The organism is Kocuria sp. KH4, from assembly GCF_053711175.1.
This window is the reverse complement of record NZ_JBSJYX010000024.1, coordinates 1-14,064: the sequence shown is the minus strand read 5'-3', so window position 1 is coordinate 14,064 and position 14,064 is coordinate 1. Positions and strand designations below refer to the sequence as shown.

General features: G+C 75.9%; 12 protein-coding genes. 7 read left to right on the top strand and 5 right to left on the bottom strand.

The genetic code is table 11. The features are described 5' to 3' along the window. The first annotated feature begins 21 nt into the window (after window positions 1-21). The 4 genes from ACWCOM_RS15175 (at window position 22) to ACWCOM_RS15160 (ending at window position 4,942) form a co-directional block, all read left to right on the top strand. Window positions 22-1,179, top strand: coding sequence for a hypothetical protein (locus ACWCOM_RS15175; protein WP_454549587.1), 1,158 nt, complete (start codon window positions 22-24; stop codon window positions 1,177-1,179). Then, the gene (locus tag ACWCOM_RS15170; protein ID WP_454549586.1) at window positions 1,176-2,858 is read left to right on the top strand and encodes an ABC1 kinase family protein; all 1,683 of its coding nucleotides are present in this window, start codon (window positions 1,176-1,178) and stop codon (window positions 2,856-2,858) included. Before ACWCOM_RS15175 ends, ACWCOM_RS15170 begins: the two co-directional genes overlap by 4 nt. Window positions 2,859-3,118: 260 nt before the next feature. After that, window positions 3,119-4,066 (top strand): hypothetical protein, encoded by a 948-nt coding sequence (locus ACWCOM_RS15165; protein ID WP_454549585.1) that lies wholly within the window; start codon window positions 3,119-3,121, stop codon window positions 4,064-4,066. 168 nt (window positions 4,067-4,234) lie between these two features. Then, the gene (locus tag ACWCOM_RS15160; protein ID WP_454549584.1) at window positions 4,235-4,942 is read left to right on the top strand and encodes an AfsR/SARP family transcriptional regulator; all 708 of its coding nucleotides are present in this window, start codon (window positions 4,235-4,237) and stop codon (window positions 4,940-4,942) included. A 75-nt stretch (window positions 4,943-5,017) separates the two neighbouring features. On the opposite strand, the gene ACWCOM_RS15155 is transcribed toward ACWCOM_RS15160, so the two are convergent. Then, on the bottom strand, window positions 5,018-6,412 hold the full coding sequence (locus ACWCOM_RS15155; RefSeq protein ID WP_454549583.1) for an aldehyde dehydrogenase family protein: 1,395 nt from the start codon (window positions 6,410-6,412) through the stop codon (window positions 5,018-5,020). A gap of 224 nt (window positions 6,413-6,636) precedes the next feature. On the opposite strand from ACWCOM_RS15155, the gene ACWCOM_RS15150 reads away from it, so the two are divergent. The 3 genes from ACWCOM_RS15150 to ACWCOM_RS15140 all read left to right on the top strand — a co-directional run bounded on the left by ACWCOM_RS15150 (window position 6,637) and on the right by ACWCOM_RS15140 (window position 9,259). Next, window positions 6,637-7,338 (top strand): SDR family oxidoreductase, encoded by a 702-nt coding sequence (locus tag ACWCOM_RS15150; protein ID WP_454549582.1) that lies wholly within the window; start codon window positions 6,637-6,639, stop codon window positions 7,336-7,338. Between the two features lie 167 nt (window positions 7,339-7,505). Further along, window positions 7,506-8,180, top strand: coding sequence for a hypothetical protein (locus ACWCOM_RS15145; RefSeq protein ID WP_454549581.1), 675 nt, complete (start codon window positions 7,506-7,508; stop codon window positions 8,178-8,180). 188 nt (window positions 8,181-8,368) lie between these two features. Further along, the gene (locus tag ACWCOM_RS15140) at window positions 8,369-9,259 is read left to right on the top strand and encodes an oxygenase MpaB family protein (protein ID WP_454549635.1); all 891 of its coding nucleotides are present in this window, start codon (window positions 8,369-8,371) and stop codon (window positions 9,257-9,259) included. A gap of 78 nt (window positions 9,260-9,337) precedes the next feature. On the opposite strand, the gene ACWCOM_RS15135 is transcribed toward ACWCOM_RS15140, so the two are convergent. The 4 genes from ACWCOM_RS15135 to ACWCOM_RS15120 all read right to left on the bottom strand — a co-directional run bounded on the left by ACWCOM_RS15135 (window position 9,338) and on the right by ACWCOM_RS15120 (window position 13,837). Then, a complete protein-coding gene (locus tag ACWCOM_RS15135) occupies window positions 9,338-11,098 on the bottom strand; it encodes a glycosyltransferase (RefSeq protein WP_454549580.1) in 1,761 nt (586 codons plus the stop codon). A 100-nt stretch (window positions 11,099-11,198) separates the two neighbouring features. Continuing rightward, the gene (locus tag ACWCOM_RS15130; protein ID WP_454549579.1) at window positions 11,199-12,230 is read right to left on the bottom strand and encodes an LCP family protein; all 1,032 of its coding nucleotides are present in this window, start codon (window positions 12,228-12,230) and stop codon (window positions 11,199-11,201) included. 115 nt (window positions 12,231-12,345) lie between these two features. After that, a complete protein-coding gene (locus ACWCOM_RS15125) occupies window positions 12,346-13,413 on the bottom strand; it encodes a lipoate--protein ligase family protein (protein WP_454549578.1) in 1,068 nt (355 codons plus the stop codon). A gap of 163 nt (window positions 13,414-13,576) precedes the next feature. Then, entirely contained in the window at window positions 13,577-13,837 is a 261-nt protein-coding gene (locus ACWCOM_RS15120; protein WP_047802707.1) for a type B 50S ribosomal protein L31, read from the bottom strand. Window positions 13,838-14,064: the final 227 nt, after the last annotated feature.

Sequence of the window (14,064 nt, the reverse complement as noted above, 5' to 3'; positions counted from 1 at the left end):
CCAGCTCCACCGAGGGAGACCATGACCGACTACGCGCTCAACGACCGCGGCTCTCTGGAGATCGTCACGGAGAACTTCTACGACACCGAGATCATGCGGGTGTTCGGCGGTCTGTCCTTCGGCAAGCTGCGGACCTGGACGGGCAATGCGGCGCTCGTGCCGGAGCCGGACAACCCCTTCGACCCGCACACGGTCTCGGTGCGGATCGGCCCCAACAAGGTCGGCCACCTCGCCCAGCAGGACGCGCAGCGGTACTGGCCCTACCTGGCCCGGGTGATCGCCTCCGGGTTCACGCCGGTGGCCCCGCTCAAGCTCGACGCCACCGTGCTGCGCCAGGACGGTCAGGCGGAGGTCGACGCGACGGCGCGGCTGTCGATCGCGGCCCCGGACCTGCTGTTCCCCCTCAACACGCCCCCGACGCACGCGACCGTGCTGCCGCAGGGGCCCTCGATCAAGGTCCTGGACGAGCAGGAGTTCGCCGAGTACCTGCACAGCGTGGTGCCGCCGTCGGGCGAGGGCCGGGTGATGCTGACCCTGGAGGCGAACAAGGTCAAGAACCATCACGGGCAGGTCGTGGACACCGTGGACGTGCTCTACGAGCGCCGGCAGGTGGGCCGGCTCTCCACCCAGATGTCCCAGCAGTTCATCCCGATCATCAACCACGCGTTCCAGCACGAGCTGCTCACCGCGGTGTGGGGCACGGTCCGCGGCTCCGCCTTCGAGGTGTCGATGACCATCCAGGCCGCCCGCCCGGAGGAGATCCCGGCGGAGTGGTTCGAGCGCCTGCCCAACGACGTCCCCGAGCTGCTCCCGCCCGCCGACAGCTACCCGGTGCCGGACGCCTACGTCCCCGCCGAGGCCGACCGCTCCCGCAACGCCAAGAAGTGGCGCAAGGGCCTGACCGTGACCGGGCCGGGCGCCGCCGGCGCCGAGCGCGCGGGGCAGGACGAGGACGTCTCCGCCCAGCGCTCCTCCGCCCGGCCCCGCCCCGGCGCCCCCGGGCGGGTGGGCGTGGCCGTCTGGGCGCTGCTGGCGGTGACCGTGCTGCTGGCCGGGGTCGGGGCGGTGTTCCTGGGGATCGAGCCGCTGGTCAGCGCGCTGTGCTTCATCGTGGCGGTGGCCACCGGCTTCATGTCCTTCTACCTGGCCCGGATGAGCACCGGAGTGGCCGGCCGATGATCAGCCGCCGCGAACGCTTCCTGCAGATCCTCGAGGTGCTCTCCAAGCACGGCTTCGGCTTCGCCCTCGGCGGGATCAAGGAGGAGTGGCGGGCGCCGCTGGCCCGGGTGCGGCTGATCGACCCGAACAAGCTCTACAGCCAGCCGGTGCACCTGCGCCAGGCCCTCGAGGAGCTGGGCCCCACCTTCGTGAAGCTGGGGCAGCTGGTCTCCACGCGCCCGGACCTCCTGCCGCCGCGCTACGTCCAGGAGCTCACCCGGCTGCAGGACAACTCGCCGCCGGTGCCGCCGGAGCAGATCCGCGCGATGATCGAGTCCGAGCCCGACTCCGCGGCCGAGGAGATCCTCGCCCAGATCGACCCCGCCCCGCTGGCCACCGGCTCGATCGGCCAGGCCCACGCCGCCGTCTACCACGGCGTCGACGTGGTCGTGAAGGTGCGCCGGCCCGGCGTCGTCGAGGAGGTCAACCGGGACCTGGAGATCCTCGCGGAGCTGGCCAAGCTGCTGTCCACCTACTGGCCGGCCGTGGAGCACTTCGACCTCGCCGGGCTCGCGGACGAGTTCGCGCAGTCCCTGCGGGACGAGCTGGACTACCTCACGGAGGCCCGCAACGCCCAGCGGATGGCGGAGAACTTCCGGGGCGACCCCCGGGTGCACGTCCCGGAGATCTTCTGGGAGGCCTCCACCTCCCGGATCCTCACCATGGAGCGGATCCGCGGGATCAAGATCAACGACTACCCCGCGCTCGAGGCGGCCGGCCTCGACCGGCACCTGCTGGCCGTGGACTCGACCGAGGCCATCTGCCGGATGATCTTCGAGCACGGCTTCTTCCACGCCGATCCCCACCCCGGCAACCTCTTCGTGGAGGCCGGCGGGCGGATCGGCATCATCGACTTCGGCATGATGGGGACCCTGACCGACGAGTTCCGCGACCACCTGGTCACCCTCATGCTCGGGGTGGTGCAGCAGAACCCCCGGCGCGCGGCGGCCGGGCTGCTCGGGATGACGTCACAGGAGGAGGACGTCAACAAGCGGGAGCTGGACCGCGACGTGGGGATCATGCTGGGCCGCTACGCCAACAAGCCGCTGCAGGAGGTGCGGGTGGGCCACCTCATGGGCGACCTCATCGGCCTGCTGCGCCGCTACCGGATGCACCTGCCGCGCGAGTCCGCCCTGTTCCTGCGGATGCTCGTCACGGCCGAGTCCGTGGGCACGGGCCTGGACCCGGACTTCGACCTGGTCACGGTCCTCACCCCCTACGCCCAGCGCTTCGTCCTGCACCGCCTCTCCCCCGAGGTCCTCGTCAAGCGGCTGCGGGACACCGTGGAGGACGCCGTGCAGATGGGCGTGGAGGCCCCGGAGTACCTGCGCCGGCTGATCGTGGTCCTGGAACGGGGCGGCTTCGACGTCCACCTGCGCGCCGACGAGTTCGAGCCGCTGCTCAAGCGCGGCGAGAAGATCGGCCACCAGGTGGTCGCCGGGGCGGTGATCGCCGCGTCCATCAACGGGCTGGCCCACATCCTGGCCTCGGACCCGGAGCGGTGGCGCCGGTACCACACGCCGCTCATCGCCGGCGGGGCGACCACCGTGGGCACCCTCACCGGCTACCTGGTGCTCTCCACCAACGTGCCCAAGGTCCGGCGCCTGGCCCGCACCATCCGCGTCCGCCGCCGCTTCTGAGCACCGCCGGTCGCCGCCGGGCCGCCCGCCGGCCCGCGTCCGAACGGGCCCCCACCGGGCCCCGGACGGGGTCCGGCGAAGTGTCCCGGCGGTAGTCACACCGGGGTCACACCGCGGGCCGGATCATGGCCGTGCGACCGGCGGGCCCGGGACCCGCCCCGGCGGACGGGCTCGACGTCCCGCCCCGGTCGCGGCCACCGTCCACCGCGGCGGGAGCACCGTGCCACCGGCCGGTCCCGCCCCGCGTCGAGGAGCGCACCATGACCACACGCGACCTTCCGCACGACCGGGCCGCCGCCCCCGGCGGCGTCTCCCGGAGGAACCTCATCACGGCCGGGGCGGTGCTGGGCGCCGGGGCGGCCCTGGGCTCGGCCCCGGCCGGCACCGCGGCCCCCGTGACCACCACCGCCTGGTCCGGGTGGGATGACCTGGGCGGGGTCTGCCGGTACGGCACCGGCCTGTCCTCCTGGGCCCGGGGCCGGCTCGACGCCTTCGTCGTCGGCACCGACGAGGCGCTCTACCACAAGTGGTACGACCGCGGCTGGAGCGACTGGGAGAGCCTCGGAGGCCGGCTGAGGTCCAATCCCGCGGCCGTCTCCTGGGACCGGGACCGGATCGACTGCTTCGGCATCGGCACCGACGGCGCCCTGTGGCACCGGTGGTGGGACGGGCGCCGCTGGAACGGCTGGGAGAGCCTGGGCGGGCGGTGCCGCGGCGGCGTGGGGGTCTCCTCCTGGGCACGCGACCGGCTGGACTGCTTCGTGCTCGGCACGGACCGCGCCCTGTGGCACAAGTGGTGGAACGGGCGCCGCTGGAGCGGCTGGGAGAGCCTCGGCGGCCGACTGCGGTACAACCCCTCCGCGGTGTCCTGGGACCGGGACCGGATCGACTGCTTCGGCATCGGCACCGACAGCGCCCTGTGGCACACGTGGTGGAACGGCCGCCGCTGGAGCGGCTGGGAGAGCCTCGGCGGCGTCTGCCGGGGCGGGACCGGCGCCTCGTCCTGGGCCCGGGGCCGGCTCGACTGCTTCGTGGTCGGCACCGACGACGCCGTGTGGCACCGGTGGTACGACCGCGGCTGGAGCGGCTGGGAGAGCCTCGGCGGGCGGGTCAAGCACAACCCCTCGGCGGTCTCCTGGGCCCGCGACCGGATCGACGTGTGCGCGATCGGCAGCGACGACCGGCTCTACCACAAGCGGTGGGACTGACCCGCGCCGCACCGCCCCGGCCCGGATCCCGCCGTCGGGGTCCGGGCCGGGGCGGTCGCACCCGGTGCGGGGGCGACATGTCGTTGACTTTCCCCGGGGCCGCGGCCCAGCATGGCGGTGAGCCCATGGTACGGACATCGTGCCTGGTCAGCCGGGGGGAGGCAGGTCATGGGCGAGCGGGCGACGATCGCGCTGCGGCTGCTGGGATGCTGGGACGCCACGGTGCGGGGCACCCGGGTGCCGACGGGGTCGCGGCAGCAGCGGCTGCTGGCCGCCCTGGCGGTCCACGGCCCCCGCTCCCGGGCCTACCTCGCCGGGCTGCTGTGGCCGGAGGTCCCGGAGGACCACGCGCTGGGCAGTCTGCGGGCCGCCGTCTTCACGCTGTCCCGCCGCCTGCCGGGGGCGGTGGTGTGCCGGGGAGGCACCCTGGCGCTGTCCGAGGCGGTCGAGGTGGACCTGCACCGCCTGCTCGAGCTGGTGGTGCGCCCGGTGGCGTCCTGGTCCACGGCGCGGGACGACGCGTGGGTGCTGGACCGCCCCGGCGTGGAGCTGCTGCCGGGGTGGTACGACGACTGGGTCCTCACCGAGCAGGCCCGGCTGCGGGAGCTCTACGTCAACGCCGTGGAGGAGCGCGCCGAGTTCTGCCTGGCCCACGGCGATATCCACCACGCCCTGGCCCTGGCCCGCACCGTCCGCGACGCCGCGCCCCTGCGGGAGAGCACCGTGTGCCTGCTCATCCGCGCGCACCTGGGGCTGGGCAACGGTGCCGAGGCGCGGCGGACGTTCGAGAGCTTCCGCGCCCTGGTGGCGCAGGAGCTGGGCGAGCAGCCCTCCGAGCGCGTGCGCGGGCTGCTCCAGCCCCTGCACCGGGGCTGACGCCCGGGCGCCCCGGACCCGCCCGGGGCGCCGTCGTGGCGGTCCCGGCCCGGGGGCCGGACCGCCACGGGGGGCTCAGCCGCGGGTCGGCGGCATCTCGATGTGCACGACCTTGACCTGGGTCATCTCGTCCAGCAGCTCCGGCCCGTAGCCGAAGCCCGCGCCGCTGGCCCGCCGCGGCTGCGCCGCCCCGCCCGGGGCGCCGCCGAAGACGTTGTTGACCTTCAGCGTGCCCACCGGCAGCTCCGCCACGGCCTGCTGGGCATGGGCGATCCGCCCGGTCAGGACGGTCGCGGCCAGCCCGTAGCGGTCGGCCGCGGCCAGCCGCAGGCCCTCCGCGAAGCTGTCCACCACCTGGACCGGGGCCACGGGCCCGAAGGTCTCCTCCGCCATGACGGTCATTCCCGGGCCGCACTCGCGCAGCACGGTGGCCGGGTAGAAGGCCCCGGGGCCCTCGGGCACCCGCGCCCCCTCCAGCACGACGGCGCCCGCGGCGACGCTGTCGGCGACCTGGCGGTGGACCTCCTCCCGCATCCGCTCGTCGACCAGGGGCGCGAGCGAGCCCTCGGCGTTGCGCCGGCGCGCCTGCTCGGCCAGGGCCGCCAGGAACGGCTCGGCCACGGCGCGGTGGACGTAGATGCGCTCGACCGCCACGCAGATCTGCCCCACGTTGGCGAAGGCCCCCAGGGCCGCCTGCTCGGCGGCCCAGGCGGGGTCGACGTCGTCGTCGACCACGAGGGCGTCGTTGCCGCCGTTCTCGCGGATGACGTGCGCGCCCGTGCCCACGGCGGCGCGGGCGATGGCCTCCCCGGTGGCCGTGGAGCCGACGTGGGCCAGGACGTCGACGTCGGGCAGGCCCGTGAGCAGCTCGCCGACGGCCGCCCCGCCGCTCACGGTGCCCAGCACCCCGGCGGGCAGGGCCTCGGCGAGGACCTCCCCGAGGCGGGCCCCGACGTGCGGGCAGCGCTCGCTGGGCTTGTGCACCACGGTGTTGCCCGAGACCAGGGCCGCCCCGAGCAGGCCCGCGGCCACCGCGACGGGGTCGTTCCACGGGGTGAGAGCGACGACGACGCCGCGCGGCTCCGCCACGGTGTAGTCCGACGCCAGCACGTCGCCGCGCAGGCTGCGGCCCCGGTGCACGGGCCCGAGCTCGGCGTACTGGTAGAGGGTGCCGATCCCGGCCTCGACCCCGCCGAGGGCCTCCTCGAAGGGCTTGCCGGTCTCGCGGGTGTTGAGCTCGGCGAGCTCCCGGGCGTGCTCGGCCAGGCGGTCGGCGGCCGCCCGCAGGGCCCTGCCGCGCTGCTCGGGGGCCGTGCGCGCCCAGTCCCGGGCGGCGGCGCGCGCGGCGGCGACCGCGGCGCGGACCTCGTCCTCGCCGGCCGCGGCCACGGTGCCCACCACGGACCCGTCCCGCGGGTCCAGCACGGTGAGCTCGGTGGTCGGGTCGGTCGTCGGTGCTGCGGTGGTCATGGATCTCCTGTTCCGTCGGGAGGACGCCCTCCGGCCGCGAGAAGGAGCCGGGAGGTCCGGGGCTGTCCCGATGAGCATACTTACCGACGGCCCGGGAGCGGTTACGGTAGCAGTGACCAGGCCGCCGCACCCGCGGGGGCCTGCCCCCTGTTCCGACGAGGAGCAGCACGTCCGCCCGCGGCGCCGTCCGCGGGCGGAGCAGTGCCCAGCAGAGAGGAAGTTGCATGAGTTTCCAGCCCACCAACCCCGGTCGCGTCCTGATCACCGGTGGTGCCTCCGGGCTCGGCGCCGCGGTGGCCGCGGCGGTCCGCGACAACGGCGGCACCCCCATCGTCCTGGACCGGGACATCAGCGCGCTGAGCGGCGTGAGCGCCTACGAGGTCGACGTCGCCGACACCGCCGCCGTCACCGAGACGGTCCGGCGGGCCGTGCAGGAGGCCGGGGGCCTGGACGCGGTCGTCACCGCCGCCGGCATCGACCGCTGCGGCCGGCTCGAGGACGTGGAGACCGCCGAGTGGGAGAAGGTCGTGCAGGTCAACCTCTTCGGCACGGTCTCCACCGTGCGGGCGGCGCTGCCCGCGCTGCGGGAGTCGCGCGGACGGGTGATCACGGTCGCCTCGACCCTGGCGCTGAAGGGCGTCTCGGACGCCACCGCCTACTGCGCGTCCAAGTTCGGGGTGCTCGGCTTCAGCCAGGCCCTGGCCGCCGAGCTCAAGGGCGAGGTGGGCGTGACCCAGCTCATCCCGGGCGGGATGAAGACCCGGTTCTTCGACGACCGCGACGAGCAGTACAAGCCCCAGGACGACTCCCAGCTCAACGACCCGGAGAACGTGGCCAACGCGGTCCTGTTCGCCCTCGCCCAGCCGGCCGGCTGCGAGATCCGCGAGCTGTTCATCGCCCACGCCGAGGAGGGCTCCTGGCCGTGACCGGCTGAGCGGATGCGGCGGCCCCCGGTCCCCGGGAGCCGCCGCATCGCCGCTGATGAGCGGGGGTGCTGTCCCCACAACCGACCACAGATCCCACGGCACATCGGATGCATGCGCATCTAGAATGGGGGTCGATCCCCGTCCCGGCAGAAAGGCGCGATCCCACCGTGGACACTCCCCTCGCCACCGCGCTGGCCGGCCTGCCGCGCATCGTGCGCTGCCTCGACGCCCACGGGCGTCCCGTGAGCCTCTCCGGGCGCACCCTGAGCCGCTCCTCCACCCAGCTGCAGGAGCTGCTCCGCAGGGCCTACGCCGGCGTCCGCGGCGACGCGCCCACCGAGGAGGTCACGGTGTCCTTCCTCGAGGAGCAGGACGGGAGCCTGCAGCTGGAGTACCTGGTGGTGGACCGCACCCGGAGCCACCGCGGCCTCCGCGGCCGGCGCCGCGCCCGGGACCGCGCGCGGGACAGCCAGCGCGCGCTGGCGCAGGCGGCGCTCGTGGTGGCCGGCGCCGTGGACATCCTGGGGGTGCTCTCCTCGGCGGCCGCGGCGCGGTGGAGCGACGGCGACAACCCGGACTTCGCCGACGTCGTGCTCGACGGCGTGCGCACCGTGCGCGTGCCCGCGGCCGTGCGCACGCTGCTGTGCGACGAGGAGGCCCTCGAGTCGCTGCGGGGCGTGCTGGCCATGTTCCTGGACGACGACGTGGAACGGCTGGTGATCGGCCGGGACCCGGAGATGCTGGGCCGGTACCACGAGTCGGTGGTCTCCCGCTCCCCCGCCCTGCTGCGCTTCCTGGAGGGCGCGCCGCCGCTCGGCGGCGCGGACCCGGACCGGGACTGAGCGCCGGTCCCGCCCGTCGGTGCGGGCGGGACGCCCGCCGACGGAACCGGACCCGCCGGTGCCGCACCGTGCGCCCGCCCCGGCGCCCGCCCCGGCGCCCGCCCGGGCCCGGCGCACCGGGTGTCGGAGCCGGTGCGCATACTGGGCCGGGACACCGCACGGGACGGGAGGACGGGCACGTGGGACTGATGGCGCCGCTGCAGGAGCGGCTGCGGACCACCTTCGCGGGGCAGGCGGACGGCATTCCCGCGTGGGAGCTGGCCCTGGCCGACGGCGAGGACGCCGGCCACTTCCGGCCGGGCTCCGCGGTGTGGGCGGTGCACGGCTCCATGGCCACCATCCCGGCCGGGGTGCGGGCGCTGCTCACCCAGGCGCTCCACCCGGGCGCGCTGGCGGGCGTGGTGGAGCACTCCGACTACCGGCGGGACCCGCTGGGACGCCTGGCGGGGACCATCCGCTGGATCTTCACCGTCACCTACGGGGACACGGGCGCCGCGCAGCGCGCCTCCGCCCACGTGCGCAGGCTGCACGAGAGCGTGCGCGGCACCTACACCGGGGCCGACGGCCTCCGGCGGCCCTACTGCGCCAACGACCCCGACCTCACCGAGTGGGTGCACCTGGCGTTCACGGACGCGTTCCTGCGCTCCCACCAGCGGTGGGGCGGGCCGATCCCGGGCGGCCCGGACGCCTACGTGCGGGAGTGGGCGGTGGCCGGGCGGCTGATGGGCGTGGCCGACCCGCCGCGGTCCGAGGCGGCGCTCGCCGCCCGGATGCGGGCGTTCGGCCCCGAGCTCGCGGGCGGGGCGCGGGTGGACGACGTCGTGGGGTTCCTGCGCCGCCCGCCCCTGGACCCGATGCTCCTGCCGGGCTACCGGGCGCTCTTCGCGGCCGTCGTGGACGCCCTGCCCGAGGAGCGGCGGGAGCTGCTCGGCCTGCGCCGTCCCCGCCTGGGCCCCGTGCCCCTGCCCACCCGGGGGGCCGCGGGACTCACCCTCGCGGTCGTCGGCCGCGCCCTCGGGCGGACCGGGCCGAGCGAGGCCGCCGCCCGGCGGCGGCTGCGGCGCCTGGGCCTGCTCTGACCGCGCCGTGGCTCCGGGCCCGCCGCGGCCCGTGACGTCCGCCGGGCTCCTCCGCCGCGACCCCGGAAGCGCCGCGGCTCAGGCCGTGGCCTCCTGCGGCCCGGCCCGGCCGGTCAGGTGGTCGTAGACCTCGGCGGCCTCGGCCGCCACGGCCTGCCAGGTCCGCGCCGGGACCGTCCGGCGCCGCGCCTCCTCGCCCAGGCAGCGGCGCACCGCGGGGCACTCGAGCAGCATCTGCAGGACCGTGGCGAGGGTCTCCGGGTTTCCCGCCGGGGTCAGCAGCCCGGTGATCCCGTCGGCCACCGTCTCGGCGAGGGCCGGCAGCCGGGAGGCGACCACCGGGGTGCCGGTGGCCAGGGCCTGCACGGCCGCGACCGGGACCGCGGAGCGGGTGGCGGGCTCGTCCCGGCGCGGGGCCACGAACACGTCGAAGGCCTGGTGGTGCAGCAGCACCTCCTCGCCGGCGAGCGGCCCGGTGAACCGCACGCGCCCGGCCTGCCCCAGCCGCTGCGCCAGCGCCTCCAGCTCGGTCCGGGCGGGACCGTCGCCGACGACCACCACGACCAGCTCGGGCACCCGCTCGGCCACCAGCGCCGCGGCGCGCAGCAGGTCGTCGAGGCCCTCGCGCCCGACCAGGTCCGCGACGGCGCCCACGACCGGGACGGACGCGGGCAGCCCGAGGACCCGACGGGCCTCCCGCCGGGGGCGCGGGTCGGCGAGGTAGGGCCCGTCCACGGCCGGGGGCGCGACCCGGGCCGGCACCGGGCCGGTCGGCAGGGCGCGGGTGAGGTCCCGGACCCGGTTCCGCATGGCGCGGCTCGGGGCGACCACGTCGTCCGCGGCGGACAGCAGCTCCGCCTGCCGGGCGCTGGACATCCGGTAGCGCTCGCTCACGGCGGCCTCGGCGGGACGGGTGGCCGCCCACCGGTCGGCGGGCAGCTCCCCCACCTCGTACACCCACGGCACCCCCAGGGCCTCCGCGACCGCCCGGGTGAGGAGGGCGTTGCCGGTGTGGCTGGTGGTGCGCAGCACCGCGGGACGGGCCCGCAGCGCCAGCTCCAGGAGCGCCTGCGCCTCCTGCTGCAGCCGGCCCGTGACCGTGCCCGTCCGGTCCGCGGGGAGGATGCGGTGGTAGGCGACGCCGTCCACGGTCCAGCCGGTCGCGGCACGCCGGGGCGCGGCGTCCGGGGACGGGCCGGGGCGCACGACGGCGGTCACGGCCCAGCCCGAGGCCGCGGTCGCGGAGAGCAGGGAGTGGGCCCGGGGGGCGCGGCGGTGCGGCGGGGCCCCGGCGAGCACGTGCAGCACCGAGGCCGGGTTCGGCCGGTAGCCGACCACCGGCGTCAGGGCGGGACGCCAGCCCGAGAGCAGCCGCAGCTCCTCCTCGTAGCGGTGCAGCTGCCGGCGCTCGCGGGCGGTGGCCCGGCCGGCGGACACCGCCCGGCGCAGCCCGACCACCGCCTCGGAGACCCGTCCCACGTGCCGGTGCCGCCGGGCGCGCGTCCCGGCGAGGCCCCGCGTGCCGGGGGGCACGAGGGCGAGGTAGCGGTCCGCCTCGGCGACCCTGCCCGCCGCGAGGGCGAGCTCCGCGAGCCGGTGGGCCGTGCGGGGGCCGGGCCGGGCGTGCTCGGCGCGCCGCAGCCGGGCGGCGAGGTGCCGGTCCATGCCCGGGCCGGCGGCCGGGCCGCGGGCCACCGCGGCACCGGCCTGGGGCCACGGGCTGCGCAGCAGCACCCGGGCGGCGGGCCGGGCGGCGAGGGTGGTCAGCAGACGGGCGGGCGACGGCCGCGGGGGCGCGGTCGCGTCGTCCGGGGACAAGGGGCGGGGGGTGTGCGGCATGGCTCTCTCGCGGGGGTCAAGAGGGGCCGTCCCGGTCGATCACGGGGCGTGCTGCGGGCGGGGAAGGGAAACCCGCCGGAGCGGGGAACCCGGCGGGGCACTACTGATCGTCGGGGCTCAGCGTAGCAAGATATCCGCCCAGACGGCCCTCCCCGATGGCCTCGCCGACCCCGGCCATCGCCTCGAGGTCCGGCACCACCACCGACTGCCCGTCCGGGGACCAGCCGAGGCCCAGCTGCGGGGCGGTGGCCATGTGCAGGTTCCCGCCGGAGAGGCCGAGGAGGTCGGGGGCCAGCCCGGCGACCCACCGGGCGTCGAGACCCTCGCTGACCACCAGGTAGGGCGAGAAGTCGTCGACCACGGCGTGCAGCCGGAACGGGTTGAGCAGCGTCTGCGGGGCCAGCGCCCGTTCCAGCGCCGCCCGGACGTAGGTGCGCTGGTTGGCCACCCGCTGGAAGTCGCCGTCGGCGAAGGCCTTGCGCTCCCGGACGAACTCGAGGGCCCGCGCCCCGTCCATGTGCTCGGGGCCCTGCTCGAACGTCATGCCCTCGTTCGAGACGAAGTCCTGGGGCACGTCGACCGTGACCCCGCCCAGCGCGTCGGTCAGCGCCTGGAACCCGGCGAAGTCGACCTCGGCGACCTGGTCGACCCGGGTGCCGACGAGCTCCTCGACCGTCTCGACCATCAGGGGCACGCCCCCGACGTCGAGGGCCGCGTTGATCTTGGCCTCCCCCACGCCGGGGATCGGCACCCAGGTGTCCCGCAGGATCGAGAGCACGTAGGCCTCGCCGCCGTCCTCGGGCAGGTGCACGAGCATGATGGTGTCCGCCCGCTGCCCCTCCACGCCCACGTCCGCCCGTCCGCCGGGCTGGGTGTCGGCGCCCAGCACCAGCACGGTGGTGCCGCGGTCCTGGGCCGAGCCCGCGGCGGGGCGGGTGGACTCGGCCGGGAAGGCGTCCGCCAGGGTCTGCTTCCGGGCGTCGAAGGTCCGCCCGAGGTTCCCGAGGAACAGTGCGGCGGCCAGGGTCGGCACGAGCACCAGGCCCAGCAGCACGAGCAGCACCCGCCGCACGGGGTGCCGGGGGCGGGGCGGGACCGGCGCGGGGACGCGGTCGTGGTCGGCGAGGGACATGGACGGCTCCGGGATCGGCGGGGACGGCGGGCGGGGCGCCGCGCCGGGCGGCGCCCCGCCGCCCATGCTAGGCCTCCGCCGCTGCGGGATCCCTGGGAACGGGGGCCGCCGCGGCTCAGGGCACGCGGGTGAGCCACTCCCGGGTGCCGAACTTCGTGTCGACGAGCTCGCGGGCCGCGGCGAGCTCGTCCTCGCCCACCGCTCCGGGCACGGCCGCGTAGCGCCCGGTGAAGACCTCCATCAGCTTCGCCACGACGTCGGCCCGGGCCATGCCGGTCTGGCGCCGCAGCGGGTCCAAGCGCTTCTTGGCCGAGCGGTGCCCCTTGTCCGAGAGCTTCTCCCGGCCGATCCGCAGGACCTCGGTCATCTTCCGGGCGTCGATGTCGTAGCTCATCGTCACGTGGTGGACCATGCCGCCGCCGGCGAAGCGCTTCTGCGCCGCCCCGCCGATCTTGCCGTGCTCCGTGGCGATGTCGTTGAGCGGGACGTAGAAGGCCTCCAGGCCCATCTCGTGGAACGCCTGCATCACCCACTGGTCGAGGAACGGGTAGGACTCCGAGAAGCTCAGCCCGTCCACGAGGGTCTGGGGCAGGTAGAGGGAGTAGGTGATGCAGTTGCCGGCCTCCATGAACATGGCGCCGCCGCCGGACACGCGCCGCACCACGGAGATGCCGTGCCGCCGGGCCCCCTCCGGGTCCACCTCGTTGCGCAGGGACTGGAAGGAGCCGATCACCACGGACGGCTCGTCCCAGTCCCACAGCCGCAGCGCGGGCCGGCGCCGGCCCGCGCCCACCTCCCGGGCCAGCACCTCGTCCAGGGCCAGGTTCTCCACGGTCGGGCGGACCGTGGGCGGGATGACCTCCCACGCGTGGTCGTCCCACGTGGTGGCCCGGGCCAGGGCGCGGCGCACCGCGGTGGCGATCGCCTCCGGGGAAAAGCCGAACAGGACGACGTCGTCCGCCAGGCCCGCCCGCACGGCCCCGGCGATCCGCGCCGGGGACGCGTCCTCCTCCAGCCCGGTGAGCGCCGCGTTGATGTCCTCGAGGGCCTCGTCGGGCTCCAGGAAGAAGTCCCCGTTGATCGACACGTCGGCCAGGCGGCCGTCGACGACGCTGAGGTCGGCGACCACGAGCTTGCCGCCCACCACCTTGAACTCCCCGTGCCGCCGCTCGTGCTGGTCCATCCGTGCTCTCCCGTCTCGCGTGCCCTCGGTCCCGGGCCAGCCTACGCCCGGCGGGCGCCCGGGGCCCCGGCGCGCGGACCGGCCCCCGGGCACGACGCAGGCCCGGACCGAACCGGTCCGGGCCTGCGGGCGGCGCTGCGGGGTCCCGCGTGCGGGAGGGGCGTCAGCTGCCGGACTTGCCGAAGTTCTTGAAGCGGGCGTTGAAGCGCTCCACGCGGCCGGCGGAGTCCATGATGCGCTGCTTGCCCGTGTAGAACGGGTGGGACTCCGAGGAGATCTCGACCTCGATGATCGGGTACTCGTTGCCGTCCTCCCACGTCTCGGTCTTCTGCGAGGTGGCGGTGGAGCGGGTCAGGATGGTCTTGCCGGAGGCCAGGTCGCGGAAGAGGACCGGGTGGTAGTCCGGGTGGATGTCAGTCTTCATGGGGTTCAAACCTTCTGTCGGTGCCTGGATTTTGCCAGGCACGGCTTCGCTCGGTGGACGGTGCGCCGTCGTCGTCCGGCCGCGGTCCCGTGCGGGGGACGCGCGCGCGGTCCCGTGCGGGAGGCACCAGCGGTCCAGCGTACCGGATCCGGGCCGCCAGGTCACACCCCGCACGGCGGCGGGCCCCGCCGCACCCCGGGCCCCCGCCCCCCCCCGCGGGCGCCCGG

What these genes read in the sequence shown, in the direction of transcription:
- ACWCOM_RS15150 (WP_454549582.1), top strand. Translation starts at nt 6,637, where the DNA reads ATGAGTTTCCAGCCCACCAACCCCGGTCGCGTCCTGATCACCGGTGGT.
- ACWCOM_RS15125 (WP_454549578.1), bottom strand. Translation starts at nt 13,413, where the DNA reads ATGGACCAGCACGAGCGGCGGCACGGGGAGTTCAAGGTGGTGGGCGGC.
- ACWCOM_RS15140 (WP_454549635.1), top strand. Translation starts at nt 8,369, where the DNA reads ATGGCGCCGCTGCAGGAGCGGCTGCGGACCACCTTCGCGGGGCAGGCG.
- ACWCOM_RS15170 (WP_454549586.1), top strand. Translation starts at nt 1,176, where the DNA reads ATGATCAGCCGCCGCGAACGCTTCCTGCAGATCCTCGAGGTGCTCTCC.
- ACWCOM_RS15160 (WP_454549584.1), top strand. Translation starts at nt 4,235, where the DNA reads ATGGGCGAGCGGGCGACGATCGCGCTGCGGCTGCTGGGATGCTGGGAC.
- ACWCOM_RS15135 (WP_454549580.1), bottom strand. Translation starts at nt 11,098, where the DNA reads ATGCCGCACACCCCCCGCCCCTTGTCCCCGGACGACGCGACCGCGCCC.
- ACWCOM_RS15120 (WP_047802707.1), bottom strand. Translation starts at nt 13,837, where the DNA reads ATGAAGACTGACATCCACCCGGACTACCACCCGGTCCTCTTCCGCGAC.
- ACWCOM_RS15165 (WP_454549585.1), top strand. Translation starts at nt 3,119, where the DNA reads ATGACCACACGCGACCTTCCGCACGACCGGGCCGCCGCCCCCGGCGGC.
- ACWCOM_RS15175 (WP_454549587.1), top strand. Translation starts at nt 22, where the DNA reads ATGACCGACTACGCGCTCAACGACCGCGGCTCTCTGGAGATCGTCACG.
- ACWCOM_RS15155 (WP_454549583.1), bottom strand. Translation starts at nt 6,412, where the DNA reads ATGACCACCGCAGCACCGACGACCGACCCGACCACCGAGCTCACCGTG.
- ACWCOM_RS15130 (WP_454549579.1), bottom strand. Translation starts at nt 12,230, where the DNA reads ATGTCCCTCGCCGACCACGACCGCGTCCCCGCGCCGGTCCCGCCCCGC.